Genomic DNA, 16,797 nt, shown 5'->3' with positions numbered 1-16,797 from the left:
GATTATTGACTTACGGTTTGAATAAATATATCGTTAACTGTTGGAATTTTTTCCATAAAATGAGTCACTTGACCAAATTGAGTTAAAATGGAAATTAATTCATTTGAAGAATGATTTTCTAAATGAACTTCTAATTTCAAATCGTCATTTAACGACTTGAAGTTGGTTTGCCCAATGGTAAATTTCTGAGTTAAACTCACCATTAAACCTTCAATATTATTCGTTAAAATTCCAACTTGGTAAATATTTGTACGATGTTGACGTTTTACATCATCTAATTTCCCTTCGATTAATTTGTTTGATTTGTGAATTAACGCAATATAATCACACATTTCTTCTACCGATTCCATTCGGTGTGTAGAGAAAATTACAGAAGTTCCTTTTTTATTTAATTCGATGATTTCATCTTTAATTAAGTTGGCATTAACTGGGTCAAAACCTGAAAATGGTTCGTCTAAAATCAGTAATTTAGGTTGGTGCAAAACCGTTACAATAAACTGAATTTTTTGCGCCATACCTTTAGAAAGTTCCTGAATTTTCTTGTCCCACCAACCTTGAATTTCGAACTTTTCGAACCAATATTTTAATTGTTTTTTAGCTTCTGCTTCGGGCATTCCTTTTAGTTGGGCCAAATACAAACATTGCTCGCCGACTTTCATGGTTTTATATAGACCGCGCTCTTCGGGCATGTATCCAATGTGTTTTACATGTTCTGGATTTAACTTTTCACCATCTAAAAAGACAACACCGCTATCTGGCATTGTAATTTGATTGATAATACGAATTAAAGAGGTTTTTCCAGCACCATTAGGACCTAAAAGTCCGTAAATACTACCTTTTGGAACTTGAAGCGAAACATTATTTAGAGCGGTATAATCACCATATTGTTTCACTACGTTTTGTACTTCGAGAATATTGCTCATATGTAAAAAGTATGAATTTGTTTTATTTATAAGTAGTAAATATACGGATTTTGTTACAAAAAAAACCCACCCTTTATTGCTAAAGGATGGGAAAAATTGCTATGAAAAAGAAAAACTCACTCTCCTAAGAAAGTGAGTTTCAAATGTATTAATATTTATTTAATTATGAAAACATATCTTTAACTTTTTCAAAAAAAGATTTGTCTGACTTTTCTGGTTTTGGAATAAAGTTTTCATCTGTAAGCATTTTCTCAAAAAATTGCTTTTGTTCTTTGTTTAAGGTTTTTGGTGTCCAAACATTTACATGAACTAATAAATCTCCATTTCCATAAGAATTTAAACTTGGAATTCCTTTTCCTTTTAAACGAAGAATTTTACCCGATTGAATTCCTTCTTCTAATTTAATACGAACTTTTCCAGAAACAGTATCAATTTCTTTAGAAACTCCTAATGCTGCTTCAGCAAAACTGATGTATAAATCATAATGTAAATTTTCGCCTTCACGTTTTAAAGATTCGTGTTCGATTTCTTCAATGGCCACGATTAAATCTCCTGGAATACTATTTGTTCCTGGCGCTTCGTTACCTTTTCCAGCCACTTTTAATTGCATTCCATCTACTACTCCAGCTGGAATTTTGATTGAAACCGTATCGTCTTCCAACAACATTCCTTGTGCATCAGCTCCAGCAGGTTTTTGATCTAAAATTTGACCAGAACCACTACAAGTATGACAAGTTGTTGCAGTTTGCATTCTACCTAAAATGGTATTAGCAACTTTCATAATTTGTCCAGAACCATTACAAGTTGGACAACTTCTATACGTTACACCAGAAGCTTGAACTTTACGTTTTACTTTGACTTTCTTTTCAACTCCATTAGCAATCTCTTCCAAAGTTAATTTTACTTTGATACGAAGGTTACTTCCTTTTACTCTGCGTTGACCACCGCCACCGCCAAATCCTGAAAATCCGCCACCACCAAAAGCACCACCAAAAATATCACCAAATTGACTGAAGATATCATCCATGTTCATGTGATGACCACCACCAAATCCACCACCATCAAAAGCTTGGTGACCGTATTGATCGTATTTTGCTTTTTTATTGGCATCGCTTAAAACCTCATAAGCTTCAGCTGCTTCTTTGAACTTTTCTTCTGCTTCTTTATTACCTGGATTTTTGTCAGGATGAAACTCAATTGCTTTCTTGCGATAGGCTTTCTTTATTTCTTCGGCTGTAGCATTTTTTGAAATGCCTAATATTTCGTAAAAATCTTTTTTCATTTTAAAATATTATAATATTGATTAAAACGCGACGAATCACGTTTCTACAGTAAAATTATTGTCCGACAACTACTTTTGGGAAACGGATGATTTTGTCACCTAATTTGTATCCTTTTTCAATTACATCAACAATTTTACCTTTCAATTTATCGTTTGGTGCTGGAATTTGGGTAATAGCTTCTGCAAAATCAACATCAAAAGCATCTCCCGCTTTAACTTCAACCTCTTCTAATCCTTTAGCAACTAAAGTCGATTTCAATTTGTCATGAATCAATTGAACACCTTTTACCAAAGCTTCATCACCTGAATTTGAAATTTGTGCCCAAGCTCTATCGAAATCATCTAAAACAGGTAACATAGCTTGTAATACTTCTTGGTTAGCCGTTTTAAATAAATCCAAACGCTCTTTAGCAGTTCTTCTTTTATAATTTTCGAATTCAGCAAAAAGACGTAAAAATTTATCTTTTTCATTGCTTAATTCTTCTTGCAATTGCTCTTCTACCGATAATTCTGGTGTTGGAATTCCTTGATTTTCTGAAACATTTTCTTCATTAATGTTATCCTTTTCGATGTTTTCAGTACTTTCTTGACTCATATTTTTGAATATTTTTTTAAACATTTTTACTTTAGTAAATGGGATTGCAAATGTATTGCCAAAAGTTGAAAAATGTCAAATTGTCAGCAAAATTGTTGAAAGATAAATTTTAGCAACTTTTTAAGACAGTTTAAAAAAGTTAAGAATTAAATTTGTAACAACTAAAAAAATTATAACATGAAAAAAAGCATTTTAAGTTTATTCGTTTTAGCTACTATTTCAATGAATGTAGCTTGTAAAGGAGAAAAAAATGAAAATGGTGAAGCCGGAGAAGTTGCAACAGCATCTGCAGAAAGTACAACTTATGTAGTTGACACAAAAACTTCAGTTATTGAATGGATTGGTTCTAAACCAGCAGGAAAACACAACGGAACTATTAATTTGAAATCGGGAGAAGTTGCGGTTAAGAATGATAGCATTCAAAGTGGAAAATTTGTAATCGACATGAATTCGATTGTGGTTACTGATTTAAAAGCAGGTGACGGAAAAGAAGATTTAGAAGCACATTTAAAAGGAACTGGCGATAAAGAAGGAGAAGATCATTTCTTCAACGTAAGTAAATTTCCAGAAGGAATGTTCGAAATTACTTCTATCACTTCTGCAAACGGAAAAGCTACTGTAAACGGAAATTTAACTTTAAAAGGCATTACAAAACCAGTTAGTTTTCCAGCAACTGTTGCGTATGAAGGAAACAACATGACATTAACTTCAGATTCTTTCCAAATTAATAGAACACATTGGAATGTAAACTATGCTTCAAAATCGATTTTTGATGATTTAAAAGATAAGTTTGTAAATGATGAAATTGAATTAGTTGTGAAATTAAAAGCAACAAAACAATAAAACAAAAACCGCCAAAAAATGGCGGTTTTTTTATTTTAGTAAATCATTCAAAGCTTTGTCTAGAGAAGCGAATTTGAATTGGTATTTCAAATCGAGTAGCTTTCTACAACTCACATGCTGACTCGAAAATAGAATTTGGTGCATTTCACCAAGAATAAGTTTCATTACAAACTGCGGAATATTTGGTAAAAACAATGGTTTTCCTAAAGTTTTAGCAATCGCTTTTGTTAATTCAGCATTCGTAACTGGATAAGGCGCAACTCCATTAAAAACTCCAGAAAGTTGGTTTTGAATTACGAATTGAAAAATACCTACTAAATCTTGAATATGAATCCATGATTGATATTGTAATCCCGAACCAAAAGCAGCACCAACTCCCATTTTAATTGGTTTTACCATTTCTTGAAGCGCTCCTCCTTTTTTAGCAAGTACAATTCCAATTCTAATTTTTGCTACATTAATTTGTAACTTTTCAAATTGATTGACTTCTTCTTCCCATTGTTGCACTACATTTCCTAAAAACGAATTATCTACCTTATTATCAGTTTCATGATAAATGTAATTTAAATCATCTGGATAAATTCCAATTGCAGAAGCTGAAACAATCTGTTTTACTTGATGCGAATTCTTTTGAAGTGTTTTATAAAGCAATCTTGTAGATAAAACTCTACTTTCAATTATTTCTTCTTTGTAAGAAGATGTCCATTTTTTTGCAACCGAAGCTCCAGCCAAATGCACAATCACCTCAACATCTGTTAAAGCGTTTAAATCGATTTCAGATGTTTTGGGATTCCAATAAAAACCTTTGTAATTATTTTGTGAAACTAACTTAGATTTTGAAGTCGACAAATAATGAACGGTAAATCCGTTTTGAAGTAATAAACTTACCAATTCTTGTCCGACTAATCCAGTAGCTCCTGTAATTAAAACCTTCATTTTCTTTTCCTTTTTCTTCAAATTTACTATCAAAAAATAAGTAATGAAAGTTAATTAACTTATGTTTAGGATTAGTTTTAAGTTAGTAACTGAAAGTTTAGAATTAAAACTGCTAAGCTCTTACTTTAATTGTCCACTCAAATTGCATTTCAGAAACTTGTTCACCTTTTTCGTTTTTACCTATAGAAGTCAACCAAATGGTTTGCCCTTCATTCGAATCAATTGCTTTTTGGATGGTTTCTTTAATTAAGCTACCTTGATTACAAGTAAACGTAATTCTTCCAGTTGCTTTTTTTGTAAAAACACTTTTATTTTGAGCTACTAACATTGATATACTTTTCCCACTTTGCTTGATTTGAAACATGACTAATGCTCCAGTTGTAAACTCGGCAGCCATAGCTTGCACAGCAAAATACATGGAGTTAAATGGGTTTTGGTTAAACCAACGATGTTTTACAGTAACCTCACAAACTTCTGGTGAAATTGACTTTACTCTTACCCCACTCCAAAAAGCAGAAGGTAATTTGAAAAACATAAAAGCATTTAATTTTGATGGTGTAAACTCCATAACTCATTGATTTATTTTGTAAAAATACAAAAAATACTATGCATTCCTACTATTTTTTTTATTTGTTAAATTTTTGTTAAATATTAGTACTATGCGTAACATAATACCTGCTTTTAGACTTATCTTTGTATAAGAAAATAATAGGTAATCTAATTTTCAATCATCAAATCAATCACTGCGCAAGCAAAAAGAATCAAAAAATGAACAGTTTAATTAAAAAAAACAAGGGGAATTATGAACATTGAAAACACTAAAGCACAAATGCGAAAAGGTGTTTTAGAATTCTGTATCTTATCAGTCTTAAAAGAAAAAGATGCATATACTTCTGAAATATTGGATACGCTAAAAAATGCTAAATTACTAGTTGTGGAAGGCACCGTTTACCCACTTCTAACAAGGCTAAAAAACGATGGATTATTAAATTATCGTTGGGAAGAATCCACATCGGGACCACCAAGAAAATATTACGGTTTAACCGATGAAGGCAAAGAATTTTTACAAGAATTAAATGGCACCTGGAAAGAATTATCAGATGCAGTAAACATAATAACAAGTCAAAACTAAAAGTCATGAACAAAACAATAAGTATAAATTTAGGAGGATTTTTCTTTCACATCGACGAAGATGCCTATCAAAAATTATCGCGTTATTTTGATGCGGTGAAACGTTCGCTTTCGGCTGATGGAAGAGACGAAATCATGAAAGATATAGAAAGTCGCATTGCCGAACTTTTCCAAGAGCGTTTAAAAAACGACAAACAAGTTGTAGGATTAACTGAAATTGAAGAAGTAATTTCAATAATGGGACAACCTGAAGATTACAAAATTGATGACGAGAAATCAACATATCAATCTAGTTCTTCTTCAACAAATTTCTATTATCCATCAAAAAGATTGTATCGTGATAAAGAAAATGGAATGCTTGGTGGTGTAATGGCTGGTTTAGGACATTATCTAGGTATTGATACCTTATGGTTACGTATCATCATGGTTATTTTATTCTTTGGATTTGGAACTGGGTTATTTGTTTACATCGTATTATGGATTTTAGTTCCAGAAGCGGTTACCACAACTCAAAAATTAGAAATGAAAGGCGAACCGATAACCATCTCAAACATCGAAAAAAAAGTAAAGGAAGGTTTTGACGATATTACTTCTAAGTTTAGTAATATCGATCATGAGAAAATCGCAAACACAGCTAAATCTGGAGCTACTAGAATTGGTTCTACTATTGAAGAAGTTATTACCACAATTTTCAAAGTATTTGCAAAAATAATAGGAACTTTTATAGTTTTTATTTCTGGTTTTACATTATTATTTGTTGTTATTATTAGCATCATTATGTTATTTTCATCAACAATGCCTGAACATTATATTTTAAACAACATTCAAACTCCAATTGGTTTAGAAACACCTCTTTGGGCACAAGGTTTGTTATTATTATTAGGAGCAGGAATCCCTTTATTTTTCTTTTTAATTTTAGGATTAAAACTAATAGTCAATAATTTAAAATCTTTAGGAAATTATTTAAAATACAGCTTGTTAGCAGTTTGGATTATTATAATTGGAATAATAGCTTCAATAATTATTAACGAAGCGTCTCAATTAGCTTTTGACGGAAAATCGGTTCAAAAAGAAATGATTGCCATTGCGCCAACTGATACTTTAAAAATCAAATTCAAGAACAATGATTTTTATTCGAAAAACAATTACAGACATCACGATTTTAAAATAACACAAGATGAAGGTGATAATGAAATCATTTATTCGAATAATGTTTCTATTGAAATTAAGTATACAGATGAAGCAACACCTTATATGTTAATAGAGAAATTAGCCAATGGAAAATCTACTTCTCAAGCAAAGAAAAGAGCTGAAAAAATTAAGTACAATTACAAAATCGAAGGAAACACAATCGTTTTAGATAATTATTTGTTAACCGCAGTAGAAAACAAATTTAGAGGTCAAGAAGTTGAAATTTATTTGTACTTACCAAAAGGAACTATCTTCCAAACTGACGAAAGTTATAGCAATTACGATAGAAGCGATTACGACTTTTTCGACGAAAATGAATATGATACGAAAAATCCAGTTTACCAAGTAGACTCTGATAAAATTAGATGTTTGAATTGTTTAGAATCTGAAAGCAATGATGAATTAAGCATTAAAATTGAAACAGATGACACTTCTGCTTCTATTTACTATGACGAAAATGGTGTTTTGGTAAAGAAAGTAGTTAACAAAGAGGAAAATGGTGTAGTAAAAAGTACCGAAGAAAAAATCACTGCTACTAAAAAAGTGAAATTAGATAGCATAAAAAAAGAAGTTATAAACGAAATCAACAACTCTAAAAAGTAATAGTTATGAAGACAACTTTAAAATTAATTGTTCTCTTACTTACATTATCAATAACCTCGTGCAATGGCAATTTGAATTTAATTGATGGTATTGACGGAAGCGGAAATGTTGTCACTGAAAAAAGAAACATCGAAACTCCTTTTACAAAAATACAGGCAAGTACTGGTGTGGAAGTTATTTTGGAACAAGGATCTCCTTCAGAAGTGGAAGTGGAAGTTGACGATAATTTAATGAAATACATCGTTACTAGAGTTGAAAACGGAACTTTGATTGTAAAAATTGACGGAAACATCAACACCATGGAAAGCGCTATTGTTCGTGTAAAAACCAAAACTATTGAAGGATTAGAATCATCTAGCGGTGCGAGCATCAAAACAATTAATAAGTTAAGTGGAACAAGCTTAGCTTTAAAAACCAGTAGTGGTAGCACCATTCAAGCCGATTTAGAATACGAAAAAGTAAGTTGCGAATCTACAAGCGGAAGTGAAATTAAAGTGAGCGGTAAAGCATTAACTTTAGATACTAAATCGTCAAGCGGAAGTGAAATAGATGCAAAAGACTTAGCTGCAAACGAAATTACAGCACAATCAACAAGCGGAAGTAACACAACCGTAAATCCAATTGTATTATTAAACGCGAAAGCTTCAAGTGGAAGTTCAATTGATTACATTAAAGAACCAAAAAAAGTAATCAAGGAAGAAACTTCTGGAGGAAGTGTGAGCCTTAACTAATTAACAAATAATTAGTATTTAATTAACAGCTTTATTTTAAGCATTTTATAATTTTACAAGCACAAACTAAAATTCAACTCTCATGATTAAGCTAATAATTCAAGTCGTAGAATTTGTTTTTACTTTGATAGTAAGTCTTATCGAATCCATTATATAATACTAAAGCATCAGTTAAAACTGGTGCTTTTTTATTTACTAAATTTCATAAAGATTGAACTTCTAATCTTCAAAAAATGAAATTTGGAACAAATTTTGTGTATGTTTGTGATATCAAATCATCATAAAATGACAAAAAAAATAGCATTACTTTTTACTTTTTTATTTCTTACTACAATTGCTGTAGCACAAAAAAAAGAAAAAATAAAAGGTTCAAAAATCGTAACGGTTTCAGTTAAAGAAATTCCATTTTTTGAAAACATTGAAATCAATGATAATTTTGAAGTTTTCTTAGTAAAATCAGAAAAACCATCCTTAGAAATTGAAGCTGATGACAACCTTCATGAAATCATCAACTATGAAGTAGCAGGTGGAACATTAAGAGTTTCTTCTTTAAGAGAAGCATCAGGTTTCAAAAAATTTGCTTTACGAATCAATTACACTTCTGAATTAAAACTAATCACAGCTAAAAACGAAAGCTCCATTAAAGCCTTAGCTGATTTAGAGTTGGAAAATATCACCATCAAAAATTATGATTATTCGAAATCTTTCCTTAACGTTAAAGCCAATTATTTTGCTTTAGTTCTAAACGATAAATCGGAAGCAGAAATCAATGCAAAAGCTGACAATACTTCGATAGAGTTAAGCAAAAATGCTGAATTAAAAGCATTAGTAACTTCTCCTGAATTAAAACTTGACATGTATCAAAAAAGTCAGGCAACAATAGAAGGAAACGTAAACAATGCTAAAATGAGATTAGATAATTATGCCGTATTAATTGCAAAAAAACTAGTAATTGCTACTCTAGAATTATCTATCGAAAGTTATGCTAAGAGCTCTATTAATGTAACAAACACTCTTAATTTAGTTGCTTCAGGAAAAACAGAAACAGAATTATTAGGGGAATCAAAAATTCAGATAACTAAATTTTTGAATAACGCCACTTTGTATAAAAAAGAGAAATAAAAAAAATCCGACAAAATTGTCGGATTTTTTTATTTCTATCAAAATTACTCTTTCGCCGCTAAATAACGTTCCGCATCTAAAGCTGCCATACAACCTGTTCCCGCAGCCGTAATTGCTTGACGATATACGTGATCTGCTGCATCACCTGCTACAAATACACCTGGTACATTCGTTTTAGAACTTCCTGGTACATTTACTATGTAACCTGTTTCGTCTAGCGTAATGTAATCTGCAAAAATATCGGTGTTTGGTTTGTGACCGATGGCTACGAAAAATCCAGTTGCTGGAATTTCTTTTGTTTCTCCGGTAGCTCTGTTTTTAACTTTTACCCCAGTAACTACTTGTCCGTCACCTAAAACTTCTTCTGTTTCGGTGTGCATTAAAATTTCGATGTTCTCTGTTTTTTGTACACGCTCTGCCATAATTTTAGAAGCTCTAAATTTATCGCTACGAACTAACATTGTTACTTTTTTACATAATTTAGACAGGTAATGTGCTTCTTCACACGCGCTATCTCCTGCTCCAACAATTACGACTTCTTGATTTCTATAGAAAAATCCATCACAAACAGCACAAGCTGAAACACCACCACCTAATTTTAAATAATGTTGTTCCGATTCTAATCCTAAATATTTAGCCGATGCTCCAGTAGAAATAATTACCGTTTCTGCGTGGATTTCAATCGTATCGTTAATCCAAACTCTATGAATAGGTCCAGAAAAATCAACTTTTGTAACCCATCCATCACGAATATCGGAACCAAAACGTTTTGCTTGCTCTTGTAACTGCACCATCATTTCTGGTCCGGTTACACCTTCTGGATATCCCGGAAAATTTTCTACTTCATTGGTTGTTGTTAACTGACCGCCTGGTTGTTGCCCTTGATATAAAACAGGATTCATATTAGCTCTAGCTGCATATATAGCCGCAGTATAACCTGCTGGACCAGAACCTATAATTAAACATTTTACTTTTTCGATTGTATCTGACATAACTTTTAATCTTTTAAGAATAGCAAATGTAAGTTTTTAATTAAAACTATTTCTTAAAATTAGATTAGTTTTAATTATAAATGTATAATTTTTGACAATAAAAAAACCTTCCTGAGATTTCAAGAAGGTTTTGTCGGGGTGGCAGGATTCGAACCTGCGGCCTCCTGCTCCCAAAGCAGGCGCGATAACCGGGCTACGCTACACCCCGAATTTGTGAGTGCAAATATAGAACTAATTTCTCTTGTTCCAAATAAATCCATTCTTTTTTTAAAATAAATTTTCTCCTCTTTTCAACCTATATTTTTTTAGCATTTATTCCCTAAACTTTCTAACCAAAAACAAAAAACACTTAGAATATTATTGTTATTTTTGCTAAAATTAAACAAGACAACCTTTTATATGCTAATTATTGGAATTGCCGGAGGCACCGGAAGTGGAAAGACAACAGTTGTTCATCAGATTATGAATGAGTTACCTGCTACTGAAGTAGGTATCATTTCTCAGGACTCCTATTACAAGGAAACGCATCATTTAAGTTATGAAGAGCGTACTAAAATCAATTTCGATCATCCTAGAGCAATTGACTTTGAATTGTTAGTAGCACATCTTAAAGATTTAAAAGCAGGAAAAACCATTGAACAACCGGTTTATTCATTCGTAACTCACGATAGAACAGATGACAAGATTTTAACCCATCCAAGAAAAGTAATGATTGTAGAAGGTATCTTAATTCTAACTAATCCTGAATTAAGAGACATGTTTGACATTAAAGTATACGTTCATGCGGATTCTGACGAAAGATTAATTCGTCGTTTAAAACGCGACATTGCAGAACGTGGTCGTGATATGGAAGAAGTTTTGAATCGTTATCAAACTACTTTAAAACCTATGCACGAACAATTCATAGAGCCTACAAAAGCTTTTGCTGATATCATTATTCCGAATGACAAATACAATACGGTAGCTATCGACGTAGTGCGTGCCGTAATTAATCAAAGAATCGCATAATGAACAAAATCAAGAATTTAATTGCCAAATATCCGTTTTTAGCGTTCGTAATGAACCGCTACGTTTTGGTATTAATTCTTTTTTCTGTTTGGATGCTTTTTTTCGACAATTACTCTTATTTAGAACATCGCGTTTTGGACAAGGAAATTGAAGAAATTGAAGATAATATTCAGTACTATAAAACTGAAATCAAAAAAGACAGCATAAAAATCAAAGAGTTGAAAAACGATGATCGTGTAGAAAAATACGCTCGCGAAAAGTATTACATGAAACGTGATAACGAAGACATCTACATCATCGAGTTTGAAGACGAAAAAAAAGCTGCTGCCGAAAAAACAACTAGTAACAATTAAATACATAATTCGTGGCTAACAACAATTTATTTTCCGATTTTGAAGCCGTTTCTTCTAAACAATGGAAGCAACAAATTCAATACGAACTAAAAGGTGCTGATTACAACGAAACTTTAGTTTGGGAAAGTCCAGAAGGTATTAAAGTAAAACCGTTTTATCATAATGATGAAACCGAAGTAAATCTTGATGCCATTGTTCCAACAAAACCTTTTGCAATTGTTCAAAATATTTTTGTTCACGATGTGAAAAAATCGAATGCTCGTGCGCTAGAAACATTACAAAGAGGAGCTGAAAGTATTCGTTTCACTTTAGAAAATGATGCCGTTTCCATTGAAGAATTGATGCAAAATCTTCCGTTAGAAAATGTGAATTATTATTTTAATTTACCATTTCTTTCTGTTGAATTTTCGAATAAAATCAATGAATTTGCTTTAAAAAGTAAAGCAAACATCTTTATTCAAAATGACCCAATAGGACAATTAGTAAAAGATGGCAATTGGTTTGAAAATCTTGAAAAGGATTTCGAAAAACTAAATGCAATTGCTTCAAAAACAACGATTCCATTTCTAACTATTTCAAGCGGAATTTATCAAAATGCAGGTGCGAATATCGTACAACAATTGGCTTACACTTTAGCAAACGCAAACGAATATTTTAACAGAATTCCAGCTATCAACCAACCGATTACGATTGAAGTTGCTGTTGGAACAAATTACTTTTTCGAAATTGCAAAACTAAGAGCCTTACGAATATTATTCAACACATTAGCATCAGAATACAATCAGAATTTCGATTGTCATATCATCGCAACTCCAACAAAACGTAACAAAACCTTATACGATTACAATGTGAACATGTTGCGTACGACTACGGAATGTATGAGTGCAATTCTTGGTGGAGCTGATGCTGTTGCCAATTTAGCTTATGATGCTATCTATCACAAAGACAATGAGTTTGGCGATAGAATTTCAAGAAACCAATTATTAGTTTTAAAACACGAAAGTTATTTTGACAAAGTGAATAATCCTGCAGATGGTGCTTATTACATTGAAACTTTAACAGAACAATTAGCCGAAAAAGCTTTAGAATTATTCAAAGACATCGAGAAAAATGGCGGACTGATTTCGCAATTAATCGATGGAACAATTCAAAGAAAAATCAACGAAAGCGCTCAAAAAGAACAAGAACTTTTCGATTCAGGAAAAGAAGTTTTATTAGGAACCAACAAGTATCCAAACAAAAACGACCAAATGAAAAACGATTTGGAATTGTATCCTTTCGTAAAACAAAACGCCAGAAAAACGCTAATCACACCAATTATCGAAAAACGTTTGGCTGAAAAATTAGAACAAGAACGATTATCTTCGGAATAAGATGATAGGATTTTCAACAATATTATTTATAATTGGGCTTTTAGTAGCTGGTTACGGAATATCACTACTAAACAAAGACACAACACAAAAAAAAGCTAAATTTTACGTAATAATTGGTTTAATTACAGCATTGAGCCCATTTATTTTTGTTCTATTTTATGTTTTAGTTAGTCGATTATAAGAATAAAGAAATCATGTTAATCATTAAAGTTTATAAACTTTCAGAAAAAGAACACCATGGAAGCAATTAGAAGATTTGTAAAAGTAAAAAATCATCAAGTAAACATTACTTTACCTGAAGATTTCAATGCAGTAGAAGTAGAAGTGATTATTCTTCCAACTTCCAAGGAATATCAAATTCCGCAATGGCAAATTGATGAAGTTAGAGAACGAACTAAAAACTATTTGAAAAATCCAAAAAGCGCAACAGATTACGAGGATTTTTTAAAAGAGATTGGAGATGAACTTTAAGATTATAATTTTAGAAGAAGCCAAATCTGATGTTCGTGAAAGTATCACTTGGTATAAAAACATCAATCCAATACTTTCAAAAAGATTTGCCAATTCTTTTAATAATAGTGTTAAACAAATAAAAGAAAATCCATTTCAATACCAAATTAGATATGATGAAGTTCGAGTAGTTTTACTGAGAACTTTCCCTTACCTAATTCATTTTAGTATTGATAATGAAACAATAGTGATTAAAGCTGTTTTTCACACATCGAGAGACAGTAAAATCAACAAATTATTTTAATTGCACAAGCAATGAGAAAAGATATACAACATTTAGAATTAGGCAAAAGTGAAAAGGCAAAAGTGAAAAGTACTACTTCTGACCATTTCACCACCGCCGAAAACATCGAGTTAAAACCAACCTATTCTAAAGAAGATATTTCCGATTTAGAACATCTTGGTTTTGGAGCTGGTTTTGCACCCAATTTACGCGGACCATACGCGACTATGTACGTTCGCAGACCTTGGACGATTCGTCAATATGCGGGATTTTCAACTGCGGAAGAAAGTAACGCTTTTTACAGAAGAAACTTAGCGGCCGGACAAAAAGGACTTTCAGTTGCCTTCGATTTAGCAACACACAGAGGTTACGATTCTGACCACGAACGAGTAGTGGGTGACGTTGGAAAAGCGGGAGTTGCGATTGACTCGGTGGAAGATATGAAAGTACTTTTCGACCAAATTCCGTTAGGGGAAATGTCAGTTTCAATGACGATGAATGGTGCGGTTTTACCTATTATGGCATTCTACATCGTGGCTGCGGAAGAACAAGGCGTTGCTCCTAACCTATTATCAGGAACGATTCAGAATGACATTTTGAAGGAATTCATGGTGCGTAATACTTATATTTATCCACCTACGCCTTCGATGAAAATTATTGCCGATATTTTCGAATATACGAGTAAAAACATGCCAAAATTCAACTCGATTTCAATTTCGGGTTACCACATGCAAGAAGCGGGAGCTACAGCTGATATTGAATTAGCGTACACTTTAGCAGATGGTTTGGAATACATTCGAACAGGTTTAGCAGCAGGAATGGACATTGACACTTTCGCTCCTCGCCTCTCGTTTTTCTGGGCAATTGGAATGAATCATTTTATGGAAATTGCGAAAATGCGTGCTGGTCGTATGCTTTGGGCAAAACTATTGAAACAATTCAACCCAAAAGACGAAAAATCATTGGCTTTAAGAACGCATTGCCAAACTTCGGGTTGGAGTTTAACCGAGCAAGATCCTTTTAATAACGTAGCTCGAACTGCTATTGAAGCAGCCGCAGCAGCTTTTGGAGGAACTCAATCGTTACATACCAATGCTTTGGACGAAGCCATTGCTTTACCAACCGATTTCTCAGCACGAATTGCTCGTAATACCCAAATCTTTTTACAAGAAGAAACCAAAATTTGCAAAACGGTTGACCCTTGGGCAGGAAGTTATTATGTAGAAAGTTTAACAGCTGAAATTGCTGAAAAAGCTTGGGCTTTAATTGAAGAAGTAGAAGAATTAGGCGGCATGACAAAAGCCATTGAAGCTGGAATTCCAAAACTACGAATTGAAGAAGCTGCAGCGCGCAAACAAGCTCGTATAGACAGTAGTCAAGATATTATTGTTGGGGTGAACAAATACCGTTTGGAAAAAGAAGATCCATTACATATTTTGGATGTGGATAACCAAATGGTGCGCAAACAACAAATTGAACGTTTAGAGCAAATTAAAGCCACTCGTGATAACGCTAAAGTTGCCGAATGTTTAGCAAAATTAACCGATAGCGCTAAAAATGGTGGTGAAAATTTACTATCTTTAGCAGTAGAAGCAGCACGAAACAGAGCTACATTAGGCGAAATTAGTGATGCTTTAGAAGTAGTTTTCGGAAGATATAAAGCACAAATTAGAAGTTTTAGCGGCGTGTACAGTAAAGAAATTAAAAACGACGAAAGTTTTGAAAAAGCAAAACAATTAGCCGATGCTTTCGCGAAGAAAGAAGGGCGTCGTCCTCGTATTATGATTGCGAAAATGGGACAAGACGGTCACGATCGTGGTGCAAAAGTAGTAGCAACAGGTTATGCCGACGTAGGTTTTGACGTTGACATTGGTCCATTATTCCAAACACCACAAGAAGCTGCGAAACAAGCGGTAGAAAACGACGTACACATTTTAGGTGTTTCTTCATTAGCAGCGGGACACAAAACCTTAGTACCACAAGTGATTGAAGAACTAAAAAAATACGGAAGAGAAGATATTATGGTAATTGTGGGTGGAGTAATCCCAGCACAAGACTACCAATTCTTATTCGATGCCGGAGCAGTAGCGGTTTTTGGTCCTGGAACTAAAATTAGCGATGCTGCGATTACGATATTGGAGGTTTTATTGGAGGAGTAAATAAAGACTTGTCATGCTGAACTCGTTTCAGCAACTAAAAATAAAAAACACCAGCAGCAATGTTGGTGTTTTCTTTTTATAAAACCTGTAAAATCATCGTTTCGCCTTGGCGAATTCGTATTATCTGCGTTCCAAATAATCAACAACCGCCATCACACCCTCCAAAAAATCAATACTTTTCACTTCTTCAAAAAAGTCGATTTCGGTTTCGTGAGGTAAAAAATCGGAGATGATGCGCACGATAAAATCTTGTGGTTTTTTCAAATATTTAAAAGTATAATCTTCCATATTTACCACTGTTTTTTCGGCTAAATCGGTTGTTCGTACAAACTTATCGGAAGTTAAGGAAGACAAGCAAGGTAAATTTAGCTTTGGCTTTTCGGTGATTATGGGTTTTCCGTTTTCAAACAAGCCACCTTCGTAACCATATAACGAAGCATTGGTAATTTCGATAGGTTTTCCTAAATGCAAATAATCGGGTAAATGGGCTTCTTTTCCTACTACAGCTGCAAAACCCATTAACACACAAACATCGTGTGGTGGCAAATGCATCATCGCCTTAGCCGTACTTTCACGACCAATTCCAGAAACGATTACTTCGTAAGTATGATTCAAATTGGGAATTCGAGCTAAAGCGTTTAGTACTTTTTCTCGTTCAATTTCCATCGGTGTTAGGATAACTATCACTACCGTCCGAAAGTTTAATTTTTAAAAGTGCCTGAGAATGATTTATTTTGAAAAAACTTTCAAAAATTTTCAAACATGTCACTCTTCAGGCGTTCCAAAAATACAAATAAACCTATACTTGGGCAAATATTATCA

General features: G+C 32.9%; 18 protein-coding genes and 1 tRNA gene. 11 read left to right on the top strand and 8 right to left on the bottom strand.

Annotated elements, in window-relative coordinates; translation table 11 throughout:
* Positions 1-2 precede the first annotated feature (2 nt).
* The 3 genes from ACE3PD_RS05500 to ACE3PD_RS05490 all read right to left on the bottom strand — a co-directional run bounded on the left by ACE3PD_RS05500 (position 3) and on the right by ACE3PD_RS05490 (position 2,824).
* On the bottom strand, positions 3-923 hold the full coding sequence (locus ACE3PD_RS05500) for an ABC transporter ATP-binding protein (protein WP_194094845.1): 921 nt from the start codon (positions 921-923) through the stop codon (positions 3-5).
* Positions 924-1,086: 163 nt separating this feature from the next.
* On the bottom strand, positions 1,087-2,205 hold the full coding sequence (gene dnaJ / locus ACE3PD_RS05495) for a molecular chaperone DnaJ (protein ID WP_026724571.1): 1,119 nt from the start codon (positions 2,203-2,205) through the stop codon (positions 1,087-1,089).
* 55 nt (positions 2,206-2,260) lie between these two features.
* On the bottom strand, positions 2,261-2,824 hold the full coding sequence (locus ACE3PD_RS05490; protein WP_374400344.1) for a nucleotide exchange factor GrpE: 564 nt from the start codon (positions 2,822-2,824) through the stop codon (positions 2,261-2,263).
* A 153-nt stretch (positions 2,825-2,977) separates the two neighbouring features.
* Here ACE3PD_RS05490 and ACE3PD_RS05485 point away from each other — a divergent pair, with 153 nt between their 5' ends.
* Positions 2,978-3,643 (top strand): YceI family protein, encoded by a 666-nt coding sequence (locus ACE3PD_RS05485; RefSeq protein WP_374400341.1) that lies wholly within the window; start codon positions 2,978-2,980, stop codon positions 3,641-3,643.
* A gap of 30 nt (positions 3,644-3,673) precedes the next feature.
* On the opposite strand, the gene ACE3PD_RS05480 is transcribed toward ACE3PD_RS05485, so the two are convergent.
* Positions 3,674-4,579, bottom strand: coding sequence for a TIGR01777 family oxidoreductase (locus tag ACE3PD_RS05480; protein ID WP_374400339.1), 906 nt, complete (start codon positions 4,577-4,579; stop codon positions 3,674-3,676).
* Between the two features lie 112 nt (positions 4,580-4,691).
* On the bottom strand, positions 4,692-5,147 hold the full coding sequence (locus ACE3PD_RS05475; RefSeq protein ID WP_374400337.1) for a DUF4442 domain-containing protein: 456 nt from the start codon (positions 5,145-5,147) through the stop codon (positions 4,692-4,694).
* 234 nt (positions 5,148-5,381) lie between these two features.
* Between ACE3PD_RS05475 and ACE3PD_RS05470 the strand changes: the two genes are divergently transcribed.
* The 4 genes from ACE3PD_RS05470 (at position 5,382) to ACE3PD_RS05455 (ending at position 9,357) form a co-directional block, all read left to right on the top strand.
* Positions 5,382-5,711, top strand: a complete 330-nt coding sequence (locus ACE3PD_RS05470; RefSeq protein WP_026724567.1) for a PadR family transcriptional regulator — start codon at positions 5,382-5,384, stop codon at positions 5,709-5,711.
* Positions 5,712-5,716: 5 nt separating this feature from the next.
* Positions 5,717-7,504, top strand: a complete 1,788-nt coding sequence (locus ACE3PD_RS05465; protein ID WP_374400335.1) for a PspC domain-containing protein — start codon at positions 5,717-5,719, stop codon at positions 7,502-7,504.
* 5 nt (positions 7,505-7,509) lie between these two features.
* Positions 7,510-8,235, top strand: coding sequence for a head GIN domain-containing protein (locus ACE3PD_RS05460; RefSeq protein WP_374400333.1), 726 nt, complete (start codon positions 7,510-7,512; stop codon positions 8,233-8,235).
* Between the two features lie 285 nt (positions 8,236-8,520).
* Entirely contained in the window at positions 8,521-9,357 is an 837-nt protein-coding gene (locus tag ACE3PD_RS05455; RefSeq protein WP_374400330.1) for a GIN domain-containing protein, read from the top strand.
* Between the two features lie 44 nt (positions 9,358-9,401).
* On the opposite strand, the gene trxB is transcribed toward ACE3PD_RS05455, so the two are convergent.
* Both trxB and ACE3PD_RS05445 read right to left on the bottom strand, forming a co-directional pair.
* Positions 9,402-10,349, bottom strand: coding sequence for a thioredoxin-disulfide reductase (gene trxB, locus ACE3PD_RS05450; protein ID WP_374400328.1), 948 nt, complete (start codon positions 10,347-10,349; stop codon positions 9,402-9,404).
* A 133-nt stretch (positions 10,350-10,482) separates the two neighbouring features.
* Positions 10,483-10,557, bottom strand: a tRNA-Pro gene (locus ACE3PD_RS05445).
* A 191-nt stretch (positions 10,558-10,748) separates the two neighbouring features.
* Between ACE3PD_RS05445 and udk the strand changes: the two genes are divergently transcribed.
* From udk to scpA, 6 genes are all read left to right on the top strand, one after another.
* Entirely contained in the window at positions 10,749-11,357 is a 609-nt protein-coding gene (gene udk, locus ACE3PD_RS05440) for a uridine kinase (protein ID WP_374400326.1), read from the top strand.
* A complete protein-coding gene (locus ACE3PD_RS05435) occupies positions 11,357-11,710 on the top strand; it encodes a septum formation initiator family protein (RefSeq protein ID WP_111567699.1) in 354 nt (117 codons plus the stop codon). The genes udk and ACE3PD_RS05435 overlap by 1 nt, the downstream gene beginning before the upstream one ends.
* An 11-nt stretch (positions 11,711-11,721) precedes the next feature.
* Positions 11,722-13,083 (top strand): methylmalonyl-CoA mutase subunit beta, encoded by a 1,362-nt coding sequence (locus ACE3PD_RS05430; RefSeq protein WP_374400323.1) that lies wholly within the window; start codon positions 11,722-11,724, stop codon positions 13,081-13,083.
* 237 nt (positions 13,084-13,320) lie between these two features.
* The gene (locus ACE3PD_RS05425) at positions 13,321-13,554 is read left to right on the top strand and encodes a hypothetical protein (protein WP_374400321.1); all 234 of its coding nucleotides are present in this window, start codon (positions 13,321-13,323) and stop codon (positions 13,552-13,554) included.
* Positions 13,544-13,837, top strand: coding sequence for a type II toxin-antitoxin system RelE/ParE family toxin (locus ACE3PD_RS05420; RefSeq protein ID WP_374400318.1), 294 nt, complete (start codon positions 13,544-13,546; stop codon positions 13,835-13,837). Before ACE3PD_RS05425 ends, ACE3PD_RS05420 begins: the two co-directional genes overlap by 11 nt.
* 11 nt (positions 13,838-13,848) lie before the next feature.
* Complete coding sequence (gene scpA, locus ACE3PD_RS05415; RefSeq protein WP_374400315.1) at positions 13,849-15,975, top strand: methylmalonyl-CoA mutase; 2,127 nt, start codon at positions 13,849-13,851, stop codon at positions 15,973-15,975.
* A gap of 120 nt (positions 15,976-16,095) precedes the next feature.
* Here the strand turns inward: scpA and ACE3PD_RS05410 are convergent, their stop codons facing one another.
* Positions 16,096-16,641 carry a hypothetical protein gene (locus ACE3PD_RS05410; RefSeq protein WP_374400313.1) on the bottom strand — a complete coding sequence of 182 codons (546 nt, stop codon included), beginning with the start codon at positions 16,639-16,641 and terminating at the stop codon, positions 16,096-16,098.
* Positions 16,642-16,797 lie beyond the last annotated feature (156 nt).

The sequence above is a fragment of the Flavobacterium sp. genome (assembly GCF_041911335.1).
Classification (GTDB): domain Bacteria; phylum Bacteroidota; class Bacteroidia; order Flavobacteriales; family Flavobacteriaceae; genus Flavobacterium.
This window is presented reverse-complemented; position numbering and strand designations above follow the sequence as displayed.